The sequence below is a fragment of the Phenylobacterium sp. genome, assembly GCF_037968635.1.
Lineage (GTDB): Bacteria > Pseudomonadota > Alphaproteobacteria > Caulobacterales > Caulobacteraceae > Phenylobacterium.
The window spans coordinates 1-23,140 of record NZ_JBBKVV010000043.1; the positions used below are offsets into that span (position 1 = coordinate 1).

The 23,140-nt window shown below is 67.9% G+C and carries 24 protein-coding genes and 1 pseudogene; 11 read left to right on the plus strand and 14 right to left on the minus strand.

Annotated elements, in window-relative coordinates; translation table 11 throughout:
* Positions 1–723: pseudogene (locus AAC997_RS04315) on the plus strand (hypothetical protein); the annotation flags it as partial.
* A 167-nt stretch (positions 724–890) separates the two neighbouring features.
* On the opposite strand, the gene AAC997_RS04320 reads toward AAC997_RS04315, so the two are convergent.
* Positions 891–1,208, minus strand: coding sequence for a heavy metal-binding domain-containing protein (locus AAC997_RS04320; protein WP_340644491.1), 318 nt, complete (start codon positions 1,206–1,208; stop codon positions 891–893).
* Between the two features lie 231 nt (positions 1,209–1,439).
* On the opposite strand from AAC997_RS04320, the gene AAC997_RS04325 reads away from it, so the two are divergent.
* From AAC997_RS04325 to AAC997_RS04335, 3 genes are all read left to right on the plus strand, one after another.
* On the plus strand, positions 1,440–1,901 hold the full coding sequence (locus AAC997_RS04325; protein ID WP_340644460.1) for a DUF4112 domain-containing protein: 462 nt from the start codon (positions 1,440–1,442) through the stop codon (positions 1,899–1,901).
* A 35-nt stretch (positions 1,902–1,936) separates the two neighbouring features.
* Positions 1,937–2,371, plus strand: coding sequence for a DUF4112 domain-containing protein (locus AAC997_RS04330; RefSeq protein ID WP_340644461.1), 435 nt, complete (start codon positions 1,937–1,939; stop codon positions 2,369–2,371).
* 190 nt (positions 2,372–2,561) lie between these two features.
* On the plus strand, positions 2,562–3,848 hold the full coding sequence (locus tag AAC997_RS04335) for a SulP family inorganic anion transporter (protein ID WP_340644462.1): 1,287 nt from the start codon (positions 2,562–2,564) through the stop codon (positions 3,846–3,848).
* Here the strand turns inward: AAC997_RS04335 and AAC997_RS04340 are convergent.
* The 3 genes from AAC997_RS04340 to AAC997_RS04350 all read right to left on the minus strand — a co-directional run bounded on the left by AAC997_RS04340 (position 3,829) and on the right by AAC997_RS04350 (position 8,218).
* Entirely contained in the window at positions 3,829–4,551 is a 723-nt protein-coding gene (locus AAC997_RS04340; protein ID WP_340644463.1) for a M23 family metallopeptidase, read from the minus strand. The two genes, AAC997_RS04335 and AAC997_RS04340, sit on opposite strands and share 20 nt — an antisense overlap.
* A gap of 83 nt (positions 4,552–4,634) precedes the next feature.
* Positions 4,635–6,791, minus strand: coding sequence for a methylmalonyl-CoA mutase (scpA, locus tag AAC997_RS04345; RefSeq protein WP_340644464.1), 2,157 nt, complete (start codon positions 6,789–6,791; stop codon positions 4,635–4,637).
* The gene (locus AAC997_RS04350) at positions 6,788–8,218 is read right to left on the minus strand and encodes a methylmalonyl-CoA mutase family protein (RefSeq protein ID WP_340644465.1); all 1,431 of its coding nucleotides are present in this window, start codon (positions 8,216–8,218) and stop codon (positions 6,788–6,790) included. Before AAC997_RS04350 ends, scpA begins: the two co-directional genes overlap by 4 nt.
* Before the next feature lie 139 nt (positions 8,219–8,357).
* Here AAC997_RS04350 and AAC997_RS04355 point away from each other — a divergent pair, with 139 nt between their 5' ends.
* Together AAC997_RS04355 and AAC997_RS04360 are read left to right on the plus strand one after the other, a co-directional pair.
* Entirely contained in the window at positions 8,358–9,362 is a 1,005-nt protein-coding gene (locus AAC997_RS04355; protein WP_340644466.1) for a nitronate monooxygenase family protein, read from the plus strand.
* Between the two features lie 66 nt (positions 9,363–9,428).
* Positions 9,429–10,457, plus strand: a complete 1,029-nt coding sequence (locus tag AAC997_RS04360; protein ID WP_340644467.1) for an alpha/beta fold hydrolase — start codon at positions 9,429–9,431, stop codon at positions 10,455–10,457.
* Here AAC997_RS04360 and AAC997_RS04365 read toward each other — a convergent pair.
* From AAC997_RS04365 to AAC997_RS04375, 3 genes are read right to left on the minus strand one after another with little or no spacing between them, the layout of a single operon-like run.
* Entirely contained in the window at positions 10,454–11,257 is an 804-nt protein-coding gene (locus AAC997_RS04365) for an ABC-2 family transporter protein (RefSeq protein WP_340644468.1), read from the minus strand. The two genes, AAC997_RS04360 and AAC997_RS04365, sit on opposite strands and share 4 nt — an antisense overlap.
* A 2-nt stretch (positions 11,258–11,259) precedes the next feature.
* The gene (locus AAC997_RS04370; protein ID WP_340644469.1) at positions 11,260–12,093 is read right to left on the minus strand and encodes a hypothetical protein; all 834 of its coding nucleotides are present in this window, start codon (positions 12,091–12,093) and stop codon (positions 11,260–11,262) included.
* A 3-nt stretch (positions 12,094–12,096) separates the two neighbouring features.
* Entirely contained in the window at positions 12,097–13,089 is a 993-nt protein-coding gene (locus AAC997_RS04375) for an ABC transporter ATP-binding protein (protein WP_340644470.1), read from the minus strand.
* A 127-nt stretch (positions 13,090–13,216) separates the two neighbouring features.
* Between AAC997_RS04375 and AAC997_RS04380 the strand changes: the two genes are divergently transcribed.
* From AAC997_RS04380 to AAC997_RS04390, 3 genes are all read left to right on the plus strand, one after another.
* Positions 13,217–13,504, plus strand: coding sequence for an ASCH domain-containing protein (locus AAC997_RS04380; protein ID WP_340644471.1), 288 nt, complete (start codon positions 13,217–13,219; stop codon positions 13,502–13,504).
* A gap of 101 nt (positions 13,505–13,605) precedes the next feature.
* On the plus strand, positions 13,606–13,815 hold the full coding sequence (locus tag AAC997_RS04385; protein ID WP_215341185.1) for a cold-shock protein: 210 nt from the start codon (positions 13,606–13,608) through the stop codon (positions 13,813–13,815).
* Positions 13,816–14,031: 216 nt separating this feature from the next.
* On the plus strand, positions 14,032–15,768 hold the full coding sequence (locus tag AAC997_RS04390; protein ID WP_340644472.1) for a PAS domain S-box protein: 1,737 nt from the start codon (positions 14,032–14,034) through the stop codon (positions 15,766–15,768).
* Here the strand turns inward: AAC997_RS04390 and AAC997_RS04395 are convergent.
* The 4 genes from AAC997_RS04395 to AAC997_RS04410 form a co-directional block, all read right to left on the minus strand.
* Complete coding sequence (locus AAC997_RS04395) at positions 15,765–17,000, minus strand: acyl-CoA dehydrogenase family protein (protein ID WP_340644473.1); 1,236 nt, start codon at positions 16,998–17,000, stop codon at positions 15,765–15,767. The genes AAC997_RS04390 and AAC997_RS04395 overlap by 4 nt on opposite strands.
* Before the next feature lie 79 nt (positions 17,001–17,079).
* Positions 17,080–17,436, minus strand: a complete 357-nt coding sequence (locus AAC997_RS04400) for a DUF4180 domain-containing protein (RefSeq protein ID WP_340644474.1) — start codon at positions 17,434–17,436, stop codon at positions 17,080–17,082.
* Positions 17,433–18,287, minus strand: a complete 855-nt coding sequence (locus AAC997_RS04405) for an alpha/beta hydrolase (RefSeq protein ID WP_340644475.1) — start codon at positions 18,285–18,287, stop codon at positions 17,433–17,435. The genes AAC997_RS04400 and AAC997_RS04405 overlap by 4 nt, the downstream gene beginning before the upstream one ends.
* A 3-nt stretch (positions 18,288–18,290) precedes the next feature.
* The gene (locus AAC997_RS04410) at positions 18,291–18,740 is read right to left on the minus strand and encodes a helix-turn-helix domain-containing protein (protein ID WP_340644476.1); all 450 of its coding nucleotides are present in this window, start codon (positions 18,738–18,740) and stop codon (positions 18,291–18,293) included.
* Positions 18,741–18,881: 141 nt separating this feature from the next.
* Here AAC997_RS04410 and AAC997_RS04415 point away from each other — a divergent pair, with 141 nt between their 5' ends.
* Complete coding sequence (locus tag AAC997_RS04415; RefSeq protein WP_340644477.1) at positions 18,882–19,391, plus strand: DUF1993 domain-containing protein; 510 nt, start codon at positions 18,882–18,884, stop codon at positions 19,389–19,391.
* Between the two features lie 79 nt (positions 19,392–19,470).
* Positions 19,471–19,683 (plus strand): alkylphosphonate utilization protein, encoded by a 213-nt coding sequence (locus tag AAC997_RS04420; RefSeq protein ID WP_215341180.1) that lies wholly within the window; start codon positions 19,471–19,473, stop codon positions 19,681–19,683.
* 47 nt (positions 19,684–19,730) lie between these two features.
* Here the strand turns inward: AAC997_RS04420 and AAC997_RS04425 are convergent, their stop codons facing one another.
* The 3 genes from AAC997_RS04425 to AAC997_RS04435 form a co-directional block, all read right to left on the minus strand.
* Positions 19,731–21,551, minus strand: a complete 1,821-nt coding sequence (locus tag AAC997_RS04425) for an NAD(P)/FAD-dependent oxidoreductase (protein ID WP_340644478.1) — start codon at positions 21,549–21,551, stop codon at positions 19,731–19,733.
* A gap of 92 nt (positions 21,552–21,643) precedes the next feature.
* Positions 21,644–22,069 (minus strand): OsmC family protein, encoded by a 426-nt coding sequence (locus tag AAC997_RS04430; RefSeq protein WP_340644479.1) that lies wholly within the window; start codon positions 22,067–22,069, stop codon positions 21,644–21,646.
* Between the two features lie 13 nt (positions 22,070–22,082).
* Complete coding sequence (locus tag AAC997_RS04435) at positions 22,083–23,105, minus strand: NADP-dependent oxidoreductase (protein ID WP_340644480.1); 1,023 nt, start codon at positions 23,103–23,105, stop codon at positions 22,083–22,085.
* Positions 23,106–23,140 lie beyond the last annotated feature (35 nt).

Consider the following 23,140-nt stretch of genomic DNA (forward strand, 5'->3'; position numbering starts at 1 on the left):
GGCTCGGGCTCGGGCGCCAGCCGCCGTCGCGAGCCCGAGCCGGCGCCCGAGCCCGAGCCCGAGACCCTGTTCGCCGACATCGAGGACGATGAGGACGACGAGGCCCTGGAACTGACCCAGTCGGTCGCGCCCGAGCTTCCGGTTCGGCGTTCACGCGCGCCTGCGCCGTTGCCGGAGCCGGAGATGCCGGCTCGTCGCCGACTACGCCTGACGCCGACCGCCACCGACGAAGAGTTCTCCAATGTCTTCGAGCAGGCCGGCGGCCGCCCCGAAGCACGCGAGCCTGTCCCGTCAACGGAGGACGCCGACGAGTGGACCTGGAAGGACCTGTTGTCCTCCATCGACGAGGGCGGCCCTGCCGGAAAGCCCGGCCTGGAACAGGTGCTGGCCGGCGAGATATCGGCGATGGGCATCGATCCCGCCGCCTTGCTGCCCAAGGGCCGGATCGATGAGATCAGCGCCGCCATCCAGGTGGAGGACGTCGACGGCGCCCGCGAGGTGGTCCGAAAGCTGGCGCCGGCCGCCACGCGCCGCCTGGCGCGGCGCCTGTTCACCGACGAAACCCTGCGCCGCCAGGTCGTCACCTATCTGAACGGCTTCCAGGACATGCTGGACGACGCCGCGGCCCGAGATCCGCAGGGGTTCGAGGTCGGCCAACTGCTGGCCAGCGACGCCGGGCGCACCTACCTGCTGTTCGACGCGGCGGCCGGGGATCTGGTTTAGGCCTAGATCCTCCCCCAGCGCGGAGCGCGATGTGGGGAGGTGGCGCGGACCGCAGGTCCGTGACGGAGGGGGATCAACGTCGTTGACCCCTTCGACCCCCAAACAAGAGTCAAAGTCCCCCGCAGTCAGCTTCGCTGACAGCTCCTCCAAGAGGGGAGCATCTGACGCTACAGAATGACCGCCGACCCGTTCACCGAGACCATCAGCATCGAGCCGTTGGGTCCTACGGTGTTGTAGTCGAGGTCGACGCCGACGATGGCGTTGGCGCCCAGCGCGCGGGCCTCGGCGTCGAGGCCCTTCAGGGCGTCGGCCCGAGCCTGGGTCAGGACCCGCTCATAGCCCTTGGATCGGCCGCCGATGAAGTCGCGGATGGCGTTCATCAGGTCCAGCACCACATTGGCCCCGAGGATCGCCTGGGACGACACCATGCCCAGGTGCTGACGCACGGGGCGGCCCTCGATGAAGTGGGTGGTGACGATCAGCAGAGGCGGTTCGTTCTTTGCCATGGCGCCAACATAGGGTGAATCCGGCGCCATCGCGAGGCGCCCTCCCGCCATAGGCGCAAAGACCGCGCCTGGTTTAGCCTGTCGGGCGAAAAGCCGTGGCGTGGGCTTTGAGCTGTCGCCTGCTTGGGCCAGAGTGTCGGTGTTAATCCCGACCGGCGTGACGGCCGGGTTCAGGCGTCGTCACGCGCCCATCACGAATGAGAGCGGTGAATGCTTTTCGCGCAGTCGCACATCGACCTGCATAATATCCGCAGCAGCATCGAGCGGACGAAGAAGCTTTCCGACAATGTCGTGGGGATCGGGCCGTTCGGCGTGGGCCTGGACGGTCTGCTGACCTGGATCCCGGGCGCGGGGGCGATCTACAGCCTGGGGGCGGGGTCGATCCTGATTTTCGACGGGGTGCGGGCGCGGGCCGCGCCGATGATCCTGCTGCAGATGTTCGCCATCATCGCCATCGATACGCTGGTGGGCGAGGTCCCGGTGGCCGGGAAGCTGGCCGACATGCTGTTCACCGGCCACAAGTGGTCCGCCGACATGCTGATCAAGCACATGGAGGACACCATCTATTTCGAGGGCACGCGAAAAGAGGCCGCCAACAGTCCGGAATACAAGGATGTTCTGTCGCGCGTCCGTTCGGGGAAAGAGAAACGCCGGGTCGTCTTCCTGGGCTAGGTGCAGCTTTCCGCAGAGGAGCGCGTTGAGGCGCAATGGCGGTTTCCAGAGATCGAGCTCACCAGTCCTGGCGCGCCGCTGAGCGCGTGAAGGGCCTGTCGGACCGCCTGATCGGCATCGGGCCGTTCGGGATCGGACTCGACGGGGTGCTGGCCTGGGTGCCGGGCCTCGGCACCGCCTACAGCCTGGCGGCGGGCGGCATCCTGATCCTGTCGGGCGTCACCGCCGGCGCGTCGCTCGGAACCCTCTTGCGAATGGGCGCCTATCTGGCCGCGGACTCCGTGAGTTCGACCGTGCCCGTGGCGGGCTGGGCCATCGACACCCTGTTCCCCGCCCACCTGATGGCGGCCAAGGCGTTGCAGAAGGACATCGAGAAGCGTCATGGGCCGGCGGTGATGCCGCACGGCTGGGGCGGCAAGAAGGCGCGGGCCCGCGGCGGGAAGCTGCGCAACGTGACGCCGCGGCTCTAGCCTTCCTCTCCGGAGAAGGCGGTCAGACCGGCCTGCGCATCGCCTCGTCGCCTACCCGACAGGGGCCGGCGCCCCGATCTCCAGCGTGCCGATGCCAGCCGTGCGAATTTGACCTGGCGCATGGCCGTGGCGGTCGAGGAGGCCCACAGTGGGTGCGCGAGGCGCGGGGCGCGTCCGCCCAGGACCTGGCATGACCGACCTTGCAAAGCCGCGCTACACGGGTGAGTTCACACCGAAGCTCGCGACGATCTTCGCTGAGGGCTACGGGTTTCGGGAACTGCGCGCCGATGCGGTCGCCGGCCTGACCGTCGCCATCGTCGCGCTGCCCCTCTCCATGGGCATCGCCATCGCCTCGGGGGTCTCGCCGGAGCGGGGTCTCTACAGCGCCATTGTCGGCGGCTTCCTGGTGTCGGCCCTGGGCGGCAGCCGGTTTCAGGTCGGGGGACCGGCCGGCGCGTTCATCGTGCTGGTGGCGGCGACCGGCGCCCAACACGGGATCGACGGCCTCCTCCTGGCGACGATGCTCTCGGGACTGCTCCTCACGATCGGGGGCCTTCTGCGTCTCGGTTCGCTGATCCGTCATGTGCCTCACGCCGTGACCGTGGGCTTCACGGCGGCCATCGCCGTCGTCATCACCGCCAGCCAGCTGAGGGATCTCGCCGGCTTGCGGCTTTCCGGACCGGAGCCCGGGGCCCTGGCCCCAAAGCTGGTGGTCCTGGCGCAGGCCTTGCCAACCGCCAATCTTGTCGCGCTGGGCCTGGGGGCAGGCTGCATCGCGGTCGCCTTGGCCGTGCGGCGCTGGAGACCGGCCTGGCCGGCGCTGTTGATCGGCGTGGTCCTGGCCACCCTGGCCGCGGTGCTGCTTCATCTCGACGTCGAAACGATCGGCAGCCGCTTCGGCGGGATCCCCAGCGGCCTGCTGATGCCTCAGCTGCCGATCGTGACCCTCGCGAAGGTCCTGGACATCCTACCGGCGGCTGCAGCCTTCACCCTGCTGGGCGGCATTGAGAGCCTGCTGTCGGCGACGGTCGCGGACGGCATGAGCGGGCGTCGGCACCGCTCCAACATCGAGCTCGTGGCCCAGGGCGTGGCCAATATGGGCGCGGCGCTGTTCGGCGGGATCAGCGTCACAGGCACGATCGCGCGGACCGCCACCAACGTCCGGGCCGGCGCCAAGGGGCCGGTGGCGGGCATGCTTCACAGCTTGATCCTGCTGGGCTTCATGATGCTGGCCGCGCCCCTGGCGGCCTATGTGCCGCTGTCGGCGCTGGCGGGAATGTTGGTTGTCGTGGGCTGGAACATGGCCGAGCGGGCGGAGTTCGCGCGGCTGTTGCGCGTCTCATGGCGCACGGCCCTGGTGTTGTTGGCCACCTTCGGCCTGACGCTGGCGCGGGACCTGATCACCGGCATATCCGCCGGTTGCCTGCTGGCGGCGCTGTTCGCCGGCGAGGCGCGGCTCAGGACGCGGCGAGCTTGATGGTCTTGGGGTAGACCCGCTCGCCGGTCATGGCGGTGTCCAGCAGCAGCTGGGTGGGATTGCGCATCTCGCGCGGCGGGGGCGAACCCACCGGCCACTTGATATTGCGGGTGACGCCGGAGACGTAGGTTTCGGTGTGAAGCTGGGCGGTGCCGCTGACCACGCCGATGGGCTGGCCGGCCGCGATGTGGTCGCCGACCTTCAGGTCGCGGGCGGTCAGGCTGTTGGCGCGCACCTCGCCATAGAGCGCCACATAGTCCTTGTGCTGCACCAGGATGGCGTAGGTCTTCTCACCGCCCAGCGAGGCCGCGCGGGTCAGGAAGGGGTAGAAGTTGACGATCCTGCCGTCCTCCATGGCCACCACGGTGTCACCCTCGGCGGCAGTGAGGTCGACGCCGACGTGGCGACGGGTCTGAGGCTTGGCGGGGTCGGCGGGGCGACGGGTGTCGAAGCTGCGCAGCGGCGCGCCCTGGACCTTGCCGTCGAACAGGTGGGCCGGGGCGACGGTGGCCTGGGCCAGGCTGGTGACCACCGGCCAATAGCGGTGTGCGACGGTGCTCTTGGCCATGGGCACCGGAGAGGCCATTGGAACCGGCGCGGCGACGGTGCGTTCCCGGGTCGGAGCATTGGCGCTGGCTATCTGGGTCAGACCCAGCGCGCTCAGTCCGATCAGGGCGAGCGTGAGCGTTTTCGTGCGAGCCATGTGGTTCCCCTCCGACGTTCGCTGGAACCATCACCGAAATGGGTTTTGGGCGCAACCCGCCTGCGGCGAGAGGCCGCCGCCAGCTAGACCTTGTCGAGCTGGGCGTAGCCCATCTGTTCGTTGAGCCTTTCCAGCACCTCGATGGCCGCCTCGGGCACCACCGTGCCCGGCGTGAAGATGGCCGCGACGCCGGCCTCGCGCAGGGCCTCGAAGTCCTCCGGCGGGATCACCCCACCCACCACAACCAGGATGTCGGCGCGGCCCAGCCTGGCCAGTTCGTCCTTCAGTTCCGGCACCAGGGTCAGGTGGCCGGCGGCCAGGGAGCTGGCCCCCACCACATGGGCGCCGTCGGCCACGGCCTTGGCGGCGGCCTCGGCGGGGGTCTGGAAGAGGTTGCCGATACCGACATCGAAGCCGAGGTCGGCGAAGCCCGAGGCGATCACCTTCTGGCCGCGGTCGTGACCGTCCTGGCCCATCTTCGCCACCAGGATGCGCGGCTTGCGGCCGTCGGCCTGGATGAAGGCCTGCGTCATCGCCTTGGCCTGGTCGCTGGCCGGGGTCGGGCCGGCCTCGCGCAGATAGACCCCGGTGACCGCGAAGGCCTCGGCGGAATGGCGGCGGAAGGCGTGCTCCAGGGCCAGGCTGATCTCGCCCACCGTGGCCTTGGCGCGCGCGGCGTTGACCGACAGTTCCAGCAGGTTGGCGGTTCCGCGCGCGCCTTGCGTCAGGGCGGTCAGGGCGGCCTCGACGGCGGCGGGGTCGCGCTCGGCCTTCAGGCGGGTGAGCTTCTCCAACTGCCGCTCGCGGACGGCGGAGTTGTCCACCTTCAGCATGGGGATGACCTCGGCGATGTCGGAGCGGTAGCGGTTCACGCCGACGACGCTCTGGCGGCCTGAGTCGATGCGCGCCTGGGTGCGGGCGCTGGCTTCCTCGATGCGGCGCTTGGGCAGGCCCTCCTCGATGGCCTTGGCCATGCCCCCCAGGGCCTCGACCTCGGCGATATGCTCCAGGGCGCGTGCCGCCAGGTCGGCGGTGAGGCGCTCGACATAGAAGGAACCGCCCCAGGGATCGACGACACGGGTCTGGCCGCTCTCCAGTTGCAGGAAGAGCTGGGTGTTGCGGGCGATGCGGGCGGAGAAATCCGTCGGCAGGGCGAGGGCTTCGTCCAGGGAGTTGGTGTGCAGGCTCTGGGTCTGGCCGCCCACGGCCGCCATGGCCTCGATCAGGGTGCGGGGCACATTGTTGTAGACGTCCGAGGCCGCCAGGCTCCAGCCGCTGGTCTGGGTGTGGGCGCGCAGGGAAAGTGAGCGGGAGTCCTTGGGGTTGAACTCCTCCTTCATCAGCTTGGCCCAGAGCAGGCGCCCGGCCCGCTGCTTGGCGATCTCCATGAAGGCGTTCATGCCGGCGTTCCAGAAGAACGACAGGCGCGGCGCGAACTGGTCGACGGTCATGCCCGCAGCCACGCCGGCGCGGACATATTCGATGCCGTCGGCCAGGGTGTAGGCCAGCTCCAGGTCCAGCGTCGCCCCGGCTTCCTGGATGTGATAGCCGCTGATCGAGATCGAGTTGAACTTCGGCATCTCGCGCGAAGTGTATGAAAAGATGTCCGAAATGATCCGCATCGAGGGTGACGGCGGATAGATGTAGGTGTTGCGGACCAGGAACTCCTTGAGGATGTCGTTCTGGATGGTGCCCGACAGCTTGTCGTGGCTGACCCCCTGTTCCTCAGCGGCCACGATATAGAGGGCCAGGATCGGCAGGACCGCGCCGTTCATGGTCATCGAGACGCTCATCTTGTCGAGCGGGATGCCGTCGAACAGGGTCCGCATGTCGTAGATCGAGTCGATGGCGACGCCGGCCATGCCGACATCCCCCTTCACGCGGGGATGGTCGCTGTCGTAGCCGCGATGGGTGGCCAGGTCGAAGGCGATGGAGAGGCCCATCTGCCCGGCGGCCAGGTTGCGGCGATAGAAGGCGTTGGAATTCTCGGCGGTGGAGAAGCCCGCATACTGGCGGATGGTCCACGGGTTGGTCAGGTACATGGTCGGATAGGGACCGCGCACAAAGGGGGCGAGGCCCGGATAGCCGGCCAGGTCGTCCAGGCCCGCGATGTCGGCGGCGGCGTAGGCGGACTTCACCGCGATGCCTTCCGGGGTCTCCCAGGACGGCGATGCCGCGACCGGGGCGACGGAGACCTGATCGTCGAAGGCCAGGGTCGAGAAGTCGGGGAAGCTGGTCATGCCTTCACCTCATGCGGTTCGGCGAGGCGGATGGGTTTGAGGGCCGGGCAGCAGCCGTCGGGGCCCGGCAGGCGGGGTGAGGGGGCCTCGACGGCCTTGGGCGTGGCGCGGACCACCTCGACCGGCGCCTGGTCGGCCTGCGGGAAGGCGGTGACGCCGACGATCTTCAGAGGGCCAGCCGCGACGCGGGCCTCGCGCACCTTGGCGGTCTCTGCGGCGATGTGGCCGTCGGTGAGGGCCGCGATCAGGCCGCCCCTGGCCTCGATGGCCTGGAAGCCTGACCAGGCCGCGCGGGCGATCTCGTCGGTAAGCGCCTCGACATAGCCGGAGCCTGCGCCCGGATCGGCGACGCGGCCGAGATGGGCCTCTTCCATCAGCACAAGCTGGGTGTTGCGGCTCTGGCGCCGGGCGAAGGCGGTGGGCAGACCCAGGGCGTCGGTGAAGCTGCCCAGCACCACCGCGTCGGCCCCGCCGATGCTGGCCCCGACCGCCGAGGCGGTGAGCCGCAGCATGTTGGTCCAGGGGTCATGGGCGGCCAGCATGCGGTGTGACGAGCGGGCCTCGATGCGCAGGGCGGCGCTGACTCCACAGGCGGCCGTCACCCGGGCCCAGACGGCGCGGGCGGCGCGGAGCTTGGCCAGGGTGGCGAAATAGTCGGCGTCGGCGGCCAGGCAGAGGACGATGCGTCCGAAGGCGTCCTCCATCGGCAGGCCCGCCCGCACCAGCGCCTTGGCGTAGGCCAGGGCCGCGGCGGTGGCGAAGGCCAGTTCGCCGGCCTCGCCGCCGCCGGCCTCGTGGACCACCAGGCCCGAGGCCAGGAACAGGCCGGCGTCCGGATAGGAGTCGGCCATGCGGCGCGCCACGGTGGCGGCGGAAACCAGATGGCTCTCGATGGGGCCCGGGCTGAAGCCGGCGCGGGCGAAGGCGCTGAGCGGGTCGAGGTGGAAGAACAGCTTGGCGGCGGGCGAACCCTTGGCGGCGACGGCAAGCCAGTCGGCGGCCTGGGGGCCAAGGAACCCCGCGTCCAGGGCGACCGGCGCCAGCTCCAGCATGACGCCGTCCAGCACGCGGGCCAGGTCCTGGGCGGACCCCACGGCGACCCCGGTTTCGCCGGCGGGGTCGATGCGGATCAGGGCCGACGCCGCGCCGCCCTCCAGGTCGGTCATCAGGTCGGTATTGGCCTGGGCGGCGTCGGGGTGGGTGACGCGGCCACGGATGTCCCAGGGCCGGTCGGCGTCGAAGGGGCGCAGGGCGAAGGCGGGCGCCTGGTCGGCCCCTTCATAGAGCGGCGCGATCGGCAGGCCCTCGGCGGTTTGGCGCTGGAGGCTGTCGAAGGGGGCATCCTTCAGGGTCTTCTCCACCAGGGCGCGCCAGTCGGCGGCGCTCGCGGGGGGGAAGGTGGCGGCGAGGCTGTTCAGGTCGGTCATCGCGGCCCAGATGTGCTCTCCGCGCGCGCCTCGTCAAGTTCACGCGGGGGCAGGCGGAGAGAGCGGCTTGCACGATCCGGAATCTTGCGTATACGTTGTAAAAATAAGATCCAAACGCATTACCAGAGGAAACATCTTCATGGCCCTGCCGCCCATTCTCTCCGAGCGCCTGCGTATTCCGGTGATCGCTTCGCCGCTGTTCATCATTTCGGGCCCGGAGCTGGTGATCGCCCAGTGCAAGGCCGGTGTCGTCGGCTCCTTCCCCGCGCTCAACGCACGGCCGGTGAGCCAGCTGGATGAGTGGCTGGCCCAGATCACCGAGGAACTGGCCGACTGGGACCGCAAGAACCCCGACCGTCTGTCGGCGCCCTTCGCCGTGAACCAGATCGTCCACAAGTCCAACAACCGGCTGGAGGAAGACGTGGAGCTGGCGGTGAAGTACCGCGTGCCGATCACCATCACCTCGCTGGGTGCGCAGGTGTCGGTCAATGACGCCATCCACTCCTATGGTGGCATCGTCCTGCACGACGTCATCAACTCCAAGTTCGCCCGCAAGGCCGTGGAGAAGGGGGCCGATGGCCTGATCCCCGTGGCGGCCGGCGCGGGCGGACATGCCGGCGGCTTGTCGCCCTTCGCCCTGGTCCAGGAACTGCGCGAGTGGTTCGACGGGCCGATCGCGCTGTCGGGCGCCATCGCCAACGGCCGCGCCGTCCTGGGCGCCCAGGCCATGGGCGCGGACCTGGCCTATATCGGCTCGGCCTTCATCGCCACGGAGGAGGCCCGCGCCGTCCAGGGTTACAAGGACATGATCGTCGAGAGCAGCGGCGAGGATATCGTCTATTCCAGCCTGTTTACCGGGGTGCACGGCAACTACCTGCGTCCGTCCGTCGCCCGCGCCGGTCTCGACCCCGACAACCTGCCCCATGGCGATCCGACGAAGATGAACTTCGGTTCGGGCGGCAACACCGAAGCCAAGGCCTGGAAGGATATCTGGGGCTGCGGCCAGGGTATCGGCGCGGTGAAGGGCATCCCCACCGCCGGCGAACTGGTGGACCGTCTGGCCGCCGAATACGAAGCCGCCAAGGCCGAACTCGCCGCCAAGACCTCCCTGACTCGCGGCAAGGCCCTGATGGCCGCCGAATAGCCAAGCTCACGCTTGAAATCGCTCGCCAATGAGTTGCATTCTTCCTGAGCGATCAGGGGGAATGCCATGGCGAACGTGCGCGTCTATTTCGCAACCAACAGAGACTTGCTTCCCGCCGGCCGCGTGGGGGTTTTCGGAAAGACCTTCAATCCCGACGGTGTCGCGGCCCTGAGATTTGGCCACGCGGACTTCGGAAGCGCCGCTGCGCCCAAGGTCGAGGTCTACCCCGAGAAGATCAAGGCGGGCGAGGCCGTGGTTCTTGGAAGCGAACGTTTCCTGAAGAGCCTGCACGGGGTGATGGCCAACGGCTCCACCGACACCCTGATCTTCATCCACGGCTTCAATGTCAGCTTCATGGAGGCCCTGGAGGCCGGCGCCAATCTCGCGCGCCAGGTGACCGTCGAGGGGCGCGCCCTGAATGTCGTGGTGTTCAGCTGGCCCTCGGACGGTTCGGCTGTTCCTCTGATGGCCTACTACAGCGATCGCGAGGACGCGCGCGCCACCGGGCCGGCGATCGCCCGGGCGTTCCTGAAGCTGCGCGACTTCGTGAAGAACGAGCTCAAGCCAGAGGAATACTGCCAGCGCCGCCTGCACCTGCTGGCCCACAGCATGGGCTGCTATGCCTTGCGCCAAGGACTGCAGGCGATCCTCGCCAAGGAGCCGCGCAGCCTGACCCGGATGTTCGACCAGATACTGCTCGCCGCGCCGGACGAGGATGACGACGCCTTCGAGTGCGAGGACAAGTTGAAGGCCCTGCCGAGCCTGGGGCGGCAGGTGACCGTCTATCACAACCCCTTCGACCGGGCGTTGCTGGTCTCCGACACGACCAAGACCAATCCGGATCGGCTGGGCTCGGACGGGCCCCGCTTGATCGATGTTCTGCCCAAGAAGGTGGTGGTTGTGGATTGCCGGAGCATCGCGGCTGGGGCCGACGACCTGTCGCGGCACAGCTATTACATCAACAGCCGGGCGGTCGCGGCCGACATCGCCTGGGTGATGGCGGGCCACGAGCCGGAGGGTTTCCCCAACCGCGAATACCTTACGATCCGTCGCGCGTGGCGCCTGGTGGGGGAATTGGCCGCGGAGGTCCTTTAGCTGCCGGTGGAGGTGTACTTCGACACCCCGAAGCGCCAGGCGACGAAGGCCAAGGCTAGGAAGACAAACCCTGCCGCTGGGGCCAGCGGCAGGAACCAGTCCGGCGCGCCCAGCGGATCGCTGCGCCCCAGGATCGCCAGGACCGGGAAATAGGCGACGCAGGCCAGGGGTACGATGAAGATCAGGAAGGTGCGGAACCAGCGGGCGTAGAGGCTGAGCGGGAACTGGCCGGCATAGACCCCGCCATAGGTGAGGGCATTGACCGCCTCCAGGCTCTCCACGGTCCAGAAGGCCATGACCGCCTGCAGGACGAAGAGCGCGCTGAAGAAGGCGATCCCGCCCGCGATGGTCCACAGCGCCAGGAGAACGGCCTGGGGCGTCCAGACGAAGTGCAGGCTGCCCGTAGCGATGATCAGGATGATGGCGGCCTGGAAGAAGCGGCCAAAGCGGCTGATACGGAAGTCGTGCCCCACCAACTGCAGGGCCGCGGACCGGGGTCTCAGCAGCAGGCGGTCGAAGGCGCCGGTGCGCACGAAATCGCTGCCGAAGACGTCGAAGCCCCGGGTCAGGAAATCGGCGAAGGAAAAGCTGATGCCGATCAGGGCGTAGAAGAACATCACCTCGCCGAAGGACCAGCCCTTCACCGCCCCGAAGCGGTCGAAGAGCGCCCAGATGGAGACGATCTCGATGGCCGTCGCGGCGAGTTGGCCGGTCGTCAGCATAAGGGCCGAGGCCGGGTACTGCATCTGGCTGCGCATGGAGGCGCCGAAGTAGCGGCCGAGCAGGGCGAGCGCGTTCATCGTTACCCGCCTTGCACTTCGAGGCGGCGCATGACGCGGGCGAGCCAGAGCCGGCCCAGGGCGATGAAGAGCACGGTCCAGAACACCTGCAGACCGATCCCCACCCAGGCCATCTGGCCGGTCAGGGCGCCGAAATAGATGCGGTTGGGAATATCCAGGGTTCCGGCGAAGGGCTGGACGAACAGCGCGATGCGCATCGCGTCGGGATAGAGGGCCAGGGGCAGCAGGTTGCCGGTGAAGATGACCACCAACGGCTGCATCAGGATGTTGACCCCACGGGCGTTCATCGTGGCCACCACGACGATGTTGATCAGCATGATGATGGCGCAGGCCAGAGCGATGGCCAGGGTCTCGGACAGGGCGAAGAGCAGGGCCGCCGAAAGGCTGGCGGGCGGCTGCCAGGCCCATTGGCTCTGGCCGATCAGCGGCAGGATGAGGCCGGCGGCCAGGATCATCAGGGCGACGCGGGGGAGGAGGCGGGCGGTCATCCATCCGGCGGCGCGGACGTACCACAGGGCGTAGGCGTCCACCGGGCGCAGGCGGTCATAGCTGATGGATCCGGTGCGGACCCCGTCGGCGATCTCGGGGTCTCCGATCCACGGCATGACGGCCAGCAGCCCCTGAGCCAGCCAGGTATAGGTGATGGCCTGGGAGAGACTGATGGGGCTGGCGGCCGCGGCGTCAGGGGCGCCGAGATAGAAGGCGGCGATCACCATGAGGTGGACCGCCCCGAACCAGCACTGGGTGAAGAAGCCCGCGAGCGCGGCGGCCCGGTACTGCATCATCAGCAGGAAGCGCGAGCTGAAGGCCGCGGCGTAGGGGCGAAGGGCGTCCACCGATCACGCCTCGTTGGCGCCGTGCAGGTCGTAGAACCTGGCGATCACTTCCTCGATGGCCGGCTGTTCGACGTGGATGTCCTCCACCGCGTGGCGGGCGGTGATGGCGGCGATCAGGGCGGGCGCGGTGGTGACGCCAGGGTTGAAGGCCAGTTCCAGAGATCGGCCGTCGCGCCTGCGAATCTCGACGCCGGGCAGGTCGAGCACCGGGGCGTCCCCGGCGAAGTCCACGAACAGGCGGCGCTCGGCCAGGACGTTGGCGCGCAGGGCCTCAAAGGGGCTGTCGGCGAGCACCCGGCCATGACCGATGACGATCACCCGCTGGGCCAGGGCCTCGATATCGTGCATGTCGTGGGTGGTGAGCAGGACGGTGACGCCGCGTTCGGTGTTCAGCTTCTTGACGAACTCGCGGACCGCCAGCTTGGAGGGGGCGTCCAGGCCGATGGTGGGTTCGTCGAGGAACAGGATCGAGGGCTCGTGCAGCAGGGCCGCGGCGATCTCGGCGCGCATGCGCTGGCCCAGGGACAGCTGGCGCACCGGCTGGTCCAGCAGCTTTTCCAGCCGCAGCATGGCCACCAGTTCGTCGCGGGTCGCCTTGTAGCGCTGCGGATCGACCCGATAGATGTCCCGCAGCAGGTCAAAGCCGTCGATGACCGGCAGGTCCCACCAAAGCTGGGTGCGCTGGCCGAACACCACGCCGATGCGGCCCACGTGCTTGACGCGGTCGGCATAGGGAACCAGGCCCTCGATCTCCACCCGGCCGGCGTCGGGGCGCAGGATGCCCGACAGGATCTTAATGGTGGTGGATTTGCCCGCGCCATTGGGCCCGATGAAGCCCAGCAGCTCGCCGCGCTCCAGGGAGAAGCTGACGTCCTTCAGGGCCTCGACCGTGCGCCAGCGCCGGCGCACGAGGCCGCGTACGGCCCCGAGCATTCCGGGGTCGCGTTCAGCCACGCGATAGGTCTTCGCCAGGTCCTGAACCAGGATCTGGGGCATGGGGGGCCGCCTTCGATTTCAAAGAAGAGGCGGGACGCTATGGGGCGGCGCGAACCTCGTCAATGGCGCCGTTTCGCGATTTTTGACTCCGGCGCCAGGATGCCGGCCGCCGAAAAGAGGAGGGGACATGACCTTCACCAAGAAGCTGCGTGAGGCGATTATGCGCGGCGAAATCACCTGTAGCGTGCGCATCTGGCAGAGCCCCAGAGTCAGGGTCGGCGGACGCTATCGGCTGGGGCAGGGGGCCGTGGAGGTGACCGCCCTTCAGCAGATAGAACTTACTGATATCACGACGCAATTGGCGCGAGACTCCGGGTTTGAAGGGGTGGTGGATCTGCTGAAGACCGCCAAGCATGGCCGTGGCGACAAGGTCTATCTGGTGGGCTTTGAGTACCGCCCGGACACCAATTTTTGAACAGTCGGACCCCTGATTTCGCAAGGGCTTGGAATTTTGCACGCTTGCGTCTTTGACCGTCCTCTGCCACTGCGGATTCACTCACTTTGATAGGGACGACAATGGCGACTGGTACTGTGAAGTGGTTCAACGGAACCAAGGGTTATGGCTTCATCGCTCCTGAGGGCGGTGGCGGCGACGTTTTCGTCCACATCTCGGCGGTTGAACGCGCGGGCCTCGGCGGACTGAACGAAGGTGACAAGGTCAGCTTCGAAGTCGAGCGTGACCGCAAGAGCGGCAAGGATTCCGCGGCTCAGCTGCAAATCCTCTAGTTCTTGACGGCGGGGCCGCCGGTTTCCGGCGCGCCCCGCCTCTTGACCTTTTTCGATCTTCCCGACAGAGCCGCCCCCGGCCCTGGCGGTTTTTTGCGTTTCGGAATCTGGCGGGCATGAGGCGGGTCGACCCCGGCGGCCGCGTGCCGACGGCGGAGCTTTCGCGCGGGTAAGGTGTTGTCTAGGGTCTTCGGACTCCCCGCAGCCCGGTTCGCCATGAAAGATCGTGATCCATCGACGCCCCCGCAGGGCGGCTCCAACGAGGCGCGGCTCGAGGCCGTGCTGGAGAGCATCAGCGACGGCTTTTACGCGCTGGACCCTGACTGGCGCTATGTGGTCTTCAACCGCGCCGCCGAGGAGTATTTCGGGGTTTCCCGGGACCAGGTGCTGGGCAAGGTGATCTGGGAGCTGTTCCCGCAAGGTCTGGGCGGAGCCTTCGAGCGGGCCTGCCGCCGGGCCATGGACGAGCGGATCGGCTCACGGTTCGAGACGCCGTCCCGCGCGCGGGACGATCGCATCGTGGAGCTGCGCATCCTGCCCATGCGCGAGAGCGGGATCGCGGTTTCGCTGTCCGACATCACCGACCGGCGGCGGGTCGAGGACGCCCTGCGGGCCAGCGAGGCGCGGCTTGAACTGGCGACCCAGGCCTCGGGCCTGGGGGTCTGGGAGTGGACCATTCCGACCGGCGACCTGATCGTCTCGGCCCGGGCGCGGGAAGTCTGGGGCTTTCCGGACGGCGAGGCGATGCGGATCGAGGATATCGCGCGGGTGGCGCATCCCGAGGACGGGCCGGGCATCGTGGCGCTGTCGCGCCGGGCGCTGGATCCCCAGGTGCGTGACCACTCGGCCTACGAGTACCGCGTCCCGCAACCCGACGGCGCGATGCGCTGGGTGCGCGCCCAGGGGGAGCCGGTGTTCGATCCGGAGAGTGGCGCTGCGATCCGCTATGTCGGCACCGTCGCCGATGTGACGGCCGAGCGGCAGGCGGCTCAAGAAATGCGCGAGTCGGAGGCGCGGCTGCGACTGGCGATGGAAGCCGGCGGCATGGCGGTGTTTCAACTGGGGACCGGCGGGGTCCTGCAGGGCAGTCCGGAACTCAACCGGCTGCTGGGCCTGCCGGCTGACGCCACGCCCAGCGTGCAGGACATCAACGCCGGCTATTATCCGGGCGAACTGGCGCGAATGCAGGAGGCTTTCCGCGAGGCGCTGGCCAGTGGATCGCCGAAGCTCGAGATCGAGTACCGCTATGTCTGGCCTGACGGCCAAGTGCGCTGGCTGATGGTGCGGGCGGAGATCACCCTGGACGCGGACGGCGAACCTCAGAGCGTGCTGGGGGTGGTCCTGGACATCACCCAGCGCCGGGAGTCCGAGGAGCGGCTGAAGCTGTTGGCCCGCGAGGTGGACCACCGGGCCAATAACCTGCTGACCGTGGTGCAGGCCACCGTCGCCTTGACCTCCGCGCCGACCCCCGAGGCTCTGAAGGAGATCATCACCGGCCGCGTCTCCGCGCTTGCCCACGCCCATCAGCTGATCTCCGAGGCCCGCTGGCGCGGGGCGGATCTGCGGCGGCTGGTGGAGGAGGAACTGCGGCCCTATCGGCTGGGCGCCGAGGGTCGGGTGCGGTTCGAGGGGCCAGACGTGACGCTCAGCCCCCATGCGGCCCAGTCGGCGGCCATGGCCCTGCACGAACTGGCCACCAACGCGGCGAAGTATGGGGCGCTGTCGAGCGTCTCGGGCGAGGTCTCGGTGAGCTGGGATCTCGCGGACGACCACGTGACCCTGGTCTGGACCGAGAGCGGCGGGCCGCCGGTGGCCGCGCCCAGCCGGCGGGGCCTGGGGCTCAACATGCTGCAACGCGCCCTTGGAGGGGCGACGGGCGGGGAGGCGGTGCTGGACTGGCGGGAGAGCGGCCTGGTGGCCCGGCTGAGCCTGCCGCTCCCCCGAGCCGATTAGAGCAGGTCGCCGCCTGCGGCCGCAGCGGTGGTGCCGTCGCGCTCATAGGCCTTGATCACGTTGCGGCCCACCGTCCAGCGGTGCACCTCGTCAGGCCCGTCCACCAACCGCTGAGAGCGGATATGGGTGTACCAGGCGGCCAGGGGGGTGTCGGTGGAGTAGCCGAGGGCGCCGTGCAGCTGGATGGCGGTGTCCACCACCTTGTGGACCATGTGGGCCAGGAAGACCTTGGCGATGGAATTTTCCTGCCGCAGGTCCATGCCCCGTTCGGCCTTGTAGGCGATGTGCAGCAGCATCAGGCGGGCCATGTAGAGCTCGCTGGCGCAGTCGGCGAGCATCCACTGCACGCCCTGACGCTCCGACAGCTTCTTGCCGAAGGTTTCGCGCTGAGTGACGTGGGCGGCGGCCATGTCCAGGGCCCGCTGGGCCATGGCCACATTGTGCATGCCGTGGCGCAGGCGGCCGTAGGCCAGGCGGTGCTGGCCCATGTTGAAGCCTTGGCCTTCACCGCCGAGCAGGTTCTCGGCGGGGATCACCAGGTCCTTGATCTCGATCTCGGAGTGGCCGCCGCCCATGATGTGGCTGAGGGGACCTTCCTTGGCCATGGTGCCGATGTCGCGCTTGATGACGTAGCCGGGGTTCGGCAGCTCGACGATGAAGGTGGAATAGCGCTGATGGCGCGGGGCGTCGGGGTCGGTCATGGCCATGACGACGGCCATGTCGGCGGCGCTGGCGGCCGAGGAGAACCACTTCTCGCCGTTCAGGATGTAGTTCTCGTTGCCGTCCTTCACCGCCCGGGTCTGCATGCCGGTGGCGTCGGCGCCGGCCGCCTTCTCGGTCATCGAGTAGCAGACGCGCTTATCGCCGTTCAGCAGGGGCTTGAGGTACTTCTCCTTCTGGAACTCGGTGCCGTGGGCCAGCAGGGTCAGCATGGTGGCGTCGTCAGGGCCCTGGCTGTTCATCGACAGGGCGCCGAGGTGGCTTTCCCCCAGTTCCATCTGGACCAGGGCGTTGGCCAGCGGGCCCAGGCCCATGCCGCCGTGTTCCTTGGGGATGAAGGGCAGCCAGAGACCGGCGGCGCGGGCCTTGGTCCGCAGTTCGGCCAGGACGGTCTTGTAGGATTCCTTGTCCACCAGGCGCTTTTCGGCGGGGATGCACTCGTCGTGCACCCATTGGCGCACCTTGGCGCGGATGGCCTTGGCCTCCGCCGGAATCTCGAAGTCGATGGACATGGTCGCTCTCCGCCCTGTTGTTTTCTGGTTGGGCGGAAGGGTCGGCCGATCGTCGGCGGGGCGCAAGCCTGCCTTGGCGTCAAAGGCGAGCGGCCAGCGCCTCCAGGTCTTCGACGAACCACAGATGCCGGCCGCAGTTGGACTCGTAGACGAAGTCGCGCAGGGCGGTGCTGCCGGCCACATGGGCGGAGATGTCGCCGACGATGGCCAGCGCCATGCCGAAGTTGACGAACTTCTGCACGAACTCCCCGGCCAGCCGGGTGCTGAGATCGAAGAACTCATCGGTCAGGCGCGATGCGGGGAGGGCGATCACCGCGACCTCCGCGCCATAGGCGTCGCCGATGAGGTCGGTGGCGTCGCGGCCGGAGGACAGGCGCGGACCGTCGGCGTCGCAGAGCCAGATGCGGGCGTCGTTGAGGGACTGGATTGAGCTCATGGCCTATGCTGCAGGAAGTTCAGGACGGTCTCGGTCTGGTCGGGCAGGAGGTGGCGGCCCTCCGGCAGGTAGATCACCTGCGCGTGGGCCAGGTTGGCGGACAGACGCCGGCGCGTCCCGGCGGAGTCCAGCAGCACGTCCTTGCCGCCGACGATGGCCAAGACCGGCATGGCGAGGCGCTTCAGGGCCTCGTCGCTAAAGGGGGCAATCTTGATCATGCGCCGATGTGCGTGCTGGAAGATCAGGTTCATCAGTTCGCCGACCTGACTCTCAAGCGGGGAGGGACCCAGAGGCGGCGGACCCAGGACCAGCTCGGTGAGCTTGTGCGCTCCCCAAGAGCCCAGTAGCAGAAGCGGCAGAGCCTTGAGCAGCAGGTTCTTCTGCGCGCCGGTCCCTGCGGGGCAAAGCAGCACCAACTGAGTGACGCGCTCCGGCCTTCGGGTCGCATAGTCGATCGCCAGCCAGCCGCCGAGCGACTCGCCCAGCAGGGCGACCTTGTCCAGCTCCAGACCCGCCAGCAGGTCGTCCAGCCAGAGGGCGTGATCTTCGTTCGCGAGAGGTGGTCTCGAGGGCGCGCTGAGGCCAGCGTCGCCTATGACATCGACCGCATAGACACGGAAATGCTGGGACCATGCCGCAGCCTCCCGCATCCAACGGGCGGCGTTGGCGTGGGCGCCGTGGAAGACCACGAGGGGCAAGGCGTCTGCGGGGCCGCTGGCGAGCACAAAGGTCTCGCCCTGGCGGGTGGGGATGCGCAACTGTTCGTGGGGGATCGGCCAGTGGGCCAGGACCGCCAGATAGGCCTCGCGGACGGCTTGTTCACCGGCAGGCGTCCTGTAGATCGCGGACATGGCTCACGCCTCCGTCACGGCCTGGATGAGCCGTAACAGGTCGGCGGTGACCCTGGGGCCGCCGGCGATGACGATGCGCAGCCGACCGCGCTCGGGGTCGTGCATCAGGTCCAGTCGGGCGGTGCGGTCAGGGTCCTGGGGTCCATTCAGGCTGGAGGTCAGCAGGGTGGTGATGCGGTGGACCGTATTCGGGTCGACCGCGTGGACGTCCACGGTCGTCGCCACCTGGACCTCATGGGTGCGAAGCACCTCGAGTTCGCTGACGGCGGCGGCTTCACCGGCCAGGGCGGCCAGGTCACGAGCCGCGATGCGATAGGATTTTCCGATCCGCGTGGCCGTCAGTCGACCGTCGCGAATGTACTGCCGCACCGTCTTCGGATGGAGCTGAAGGCGGTCGGCCACCTGATAGACCGTGAACAGGTCCTGGCCGGTTGGGGGCGGGAGGGTGATCATAAGAACGTACTAAATCGGCCCTAAACGTGAGTCAATAGGGAAGAATAGGGAATAATGAGGAGTGGTCGCGCTTTGGTCTTCCAGCCCCCATATGCACGGCCAAGGCCCACGGTGGGCCCGCACCTTTCCAAGGACATCTGCATGTCGATATCCCTCCACCAAGCCTCGATCCCGCTCTTCGTGCGCGGCCTGAAGAACCTCTCCAATCTGCTGGAAAAGGGCGCGGCCCATGCGGCCGAGAAGGGGATCGATCCCTCGGAGCTGATCGAGGCGCGGCTGGCCCCCGACATGCTGGCCCTGGCGGCCCAGGTGCAGCGCACCAGCGACACCGCCAAGCTGTCCGGCGAGCGGCTCAGCGGCATTGAGGCCCCGAAGATGGCGGATGAGGAGACCACCTTCCCGCAGCTGCAGGAGCGTATCACCAAGACCATCGCCTACCTGGAGAGCCTGTCGGTGGCCGACGTCGACGCGGGCGAAGGGCGGACCATCACGCTGAACTTCGGCCCGATGAAGCCGACCTTCAGCGGCCCGGACTATCTGTTCGGCTTCGCCTTGCCGAACTTCTATTTCCACGTGGTGACCGCCCACGACATCCTGCGCCACAAGGGCGTGGAAGTGGGCAAGCGCGACTATCTGGGCGCGGTCGCCTAGGGACCTGAAGGGCGGCCTGCTTGTGGGCGGGCCGCCCAACCCCTACAGCACAGGCCTTCGCCGTGCAGGGATTGCCGCCATGAACGTTCGCGACGCCAATGGCGCCCTTCTGGTGGAGGGCGACTCCGTCACCCTGATCAAGGACCTGAAGGTCAAGGGGACCACGGTCACCCTGAAGCGCGGAACCCTGATGAAGAATATCCGCCTCACCGACGACGAGACCCAGATCGAGTGCCGCGCCGAGAAGGTGAAGGACCTCGTCCTGAAGACCGAGTTCGTGAAGAAGGCCTAGGTCATCAACGACCGCTCACCCCGGCGAAGGCCGGGGTCAGCGGAGATTCAATCGGCATTCAATTCCAGACCCGGTAGACCGCCCTCCGCGCGCCAGTCTTCCAGCACCTTGATGAAGGCGGCGGGGCCTGCGCCATAGGAGCCGTTGCGGACGGCCAGGGCCGAGGGCTGGCCCTCGTTGTTGTAGTAGCCGGGGGTGCATTCCTCCTGGAACTTCTGGCGCATGATCGCCAGGGACAGGATCTTATCGACCCACGCGGTCTCGGCCTCCTGCGAGGCTTCGACGGTGCGCACCTGGTGGTCGAGGGCATGCTGGACGATGTAGGCGAAGTGCTTGGACTGCTCGTTCATCATGTGCGGGAAGTTGGCGGTGAAGCCGGACTGCGCGTTGGAGAAGATGAAGCAGTTGGGGAAGCCGCGGGTGTGCATGCCATGCAGGGTCGAGAGGCCGTCCTTCCACTTCTCGGTCAGGGTCAGGCCGCCCTTGCCGTGGACCTCATAGCCGGCGCGCCGGGTGTAGTCGGTGCCGACCTCGAAGCCCGTCGCATAGATCAGGCAGTCGAGTTCGTAGTGCCGGCCGTTGGCCCAGATCCCGGTCTCGTCGATGCGTTCGACGCCCTGTCCGTTTGTGTCGATCAGGTGGACGTTGGGGCGGTTGAAGGTGGCCAGGTAGTCGTCGTGGAAGCAGGGGCGCTTGCAGAACTGGTTGTAGTAGGGCTTCAGCGCCTCGGCGGTTGAGGCGTCACCGACCACGGCATCTACCCGGGCGCGGATCTGCTCCATCTTCTTGAAGTCGGCCAGTTGCATGAGTTCAGCCGGATTGATCACCTCGGCGTTGGACTCCGCCCGCTGGCGGGCCACGAGGCCCAGGGTGCGGATGATGTCGGTCCAGCCGTCATTGACCAGGTCTTCCTCCTGGTAGCCGCCCGAGAGCAGGATGTTGAAGTTGTCCATTCGGCGTTGCTGCCAGCCGGGCTCCAGGCTGCCGGCCCACTCCGGATCGGTGGGGCGGTTGTTGCGCACATCGATGGAGGAGGGGGTGCGCTGGAAGACGAAGAGTTCGCCCGCGCCTTCTCCCAGGTGCGGCACGCACTGCACCGCCGTGGCCCCGGTGCCGATGATGCCCACCCGCTTGCCGGCCAGGCCCGTCAGACCGCCGAAGCTGTCGCCGCCGGTATAGTGATAGTCCCAGCGGCTGGTGTGGAAGGTGTGGCCCTTGAAGGTGTCGACGCCGGGAATGCCCGGCAGCTTGGGCCGGTGGAGCGGACCGTTGGCCATGGCCACGAAGCGAGCCTTCATCCGGTCGCCGCGATTGGTCTCGATGATCCAGCGGGACGCGGCCTCGTCCCAGGTCATGTTGGTGACCTCGGTCTGGAAGCAGGCGTTGTCGTAGAGGCCGAACTTCTCGCCGATGGCGCGGCTGTGGGCGAGGATTTCCGGGGCGCGGGTGTACTTCTCCCGCGGCATGAAGCCGACCTCCTCCAGAAGCGGCAGGTAGATGTAGCTCTCGATATCGCAGGCCGCGCCCGGGTAGCGGTTCCAGTACCAGGTGCCGCCGAAGTCGCCGCCCTTCTCGATGACCCGGATGTCCTGGACCCCGGCCTCGCGCAGGCGGGCGCCAGCCAGCAGGCCGCCGAAGCCGCCGCCGATCACCACCACCTCGACCTCGTCGGTCAGGGGTTCGCGGGTGAAGCCCGGGGCCACATAGGGATCTTCGAGGTAGTGGGCGTAGTCGCCCGCGATCTCGACATACTGCTCGTTGGCGTCGGCGCGCAGGCGCTTGTCGCGTTCGGCGCGGTACTTGTCGCTCAGGGCGACGGGATCGAAGCCGAGGTCCCCGGACGCGGGGGCGAGGGTGGTGTCCGACATGACGTTTCTCCCTGGGCTCTTTGGCCTGTTGGGAGGATTGGAGGGCGGCTTGCCCAACGTAAGGCAAGCGCCATCCGCACCGAATGCCGCGGCTAGTCCTCCAGGGTGGCGTCCAGGGTGATCTCGGCGTTCAGAAGCTTGGAGACCGGACAGCTGGTCTCGGCCTGGTGAGCCAGGTTGTCGAACTTCGCCTGGTCCAGGCCCGGCGCCTTGGCGCGCAGGGTCAGGGCCGACTTGTCGATCTTGAAGCCGCCGCCGTCCGGACTCAGGGAGACTGCAGCCTCGGTGGTGAGGCTCTCCGGCGTGAAGCCGGCGCGCTGGATCAGGAAGGCCAACTGCATGGTGAAGCAGCCGGCGTGGGCCGCGGCGATCAGCTCCTCAGGGTTCGTGCCCTTCTCGTCCTCGAAGCGGGTCTTGAACGAATAGGGGGTCTGATCGAGGACGCCGGAATCGGTGGTCAGGTCGCCGTCGCCGTCACGGCCGGTTCCGCGCCAGGCGGCATGGGCTCTGCGGATCATGGGGTGCGTCTCCTCAGGTGTTGGGTTCAGGAGAAACGCGCACCAGCAGCTTTCCGTCATGGGCGCCGGTGAAAAGCAGCTTCACGGCCTCGGCGGCGTTCTCGAGGCCGTCGACGGTGTGAGCCTTCCACTTGAGCTGGCCGGACGCCACCAGGGGGATCAGTTCGGCCATCGCCTCGGCGGCGCGGGGCAGATAGTCGATGATGATGAAGCCCTTGATCAGCAGGCGGCGCATCAGCACGCGGGCGAAGTCCTTGGGGCCGGGGACCGGTCCGTCGATATTGTAGGTGGAGATCATCCCGCACAGGGCGACGCGGCCGAAGTTGTTCATGCGGGCCAGGACGGCGTCCATGATCTCGCCGCCGACGTTCTCGAAATCCACGTCGATCCCATCGGGGCAATGGCGATCGAGGGCCGCGCCGACATCTTCGTTGCGGTAGTCGATGGCCGCGTCGAAGCCGAGCTCCTCGGTGAGCCAACGGCACTTCTCCGGACTGCCGGCGATGCCGATGACCCGGCAGCCCTTCAGCTTGGCCAGCTGGCCGACGATGGAGCCCACCGCGCCGGCGGCGGCGGAGACCACGACGGTTTCGCCCGGCTGGGGCTTGCCGATGTCCATGAGGCCGAACCAGGCGGTGAGGCCGGTGGCGCCGAGCGCGCTCATATAGGCGGTCAGCGGGACCCCGGGAATCTGCAGGCTGGGGCGGGCCATGGCGGCCGGGAGGACCGTGTAGTCCTGCCAGCCGCCGAGGCCGGGATTGACGATCTGGCCAACCTGGAGGTCGGGACTGTTGGAGGCCTCCACCACGCCGATGACGCCGCCGCGCATGACGTCGCCGATCTCGACGGGCGGCAGGTACTGGTCCTGGTCGCTCATCCAGATGCGGTTGGTGGGGTCCAGCGACAGGTAGATTGTGCGGACCAGAACTTCGCCGTCCTTGAGGTCCGGCGTCTGGGTCTCGACCAGCTCGAGGTCTTCGGGACCGATCTCACCGGTCGGGCGGCGGCGCAGGATCCACTGGCGGTTGGTCGGCATGGAAGTCTCCCTCGTTCGTTGGGGAGACGATGCCG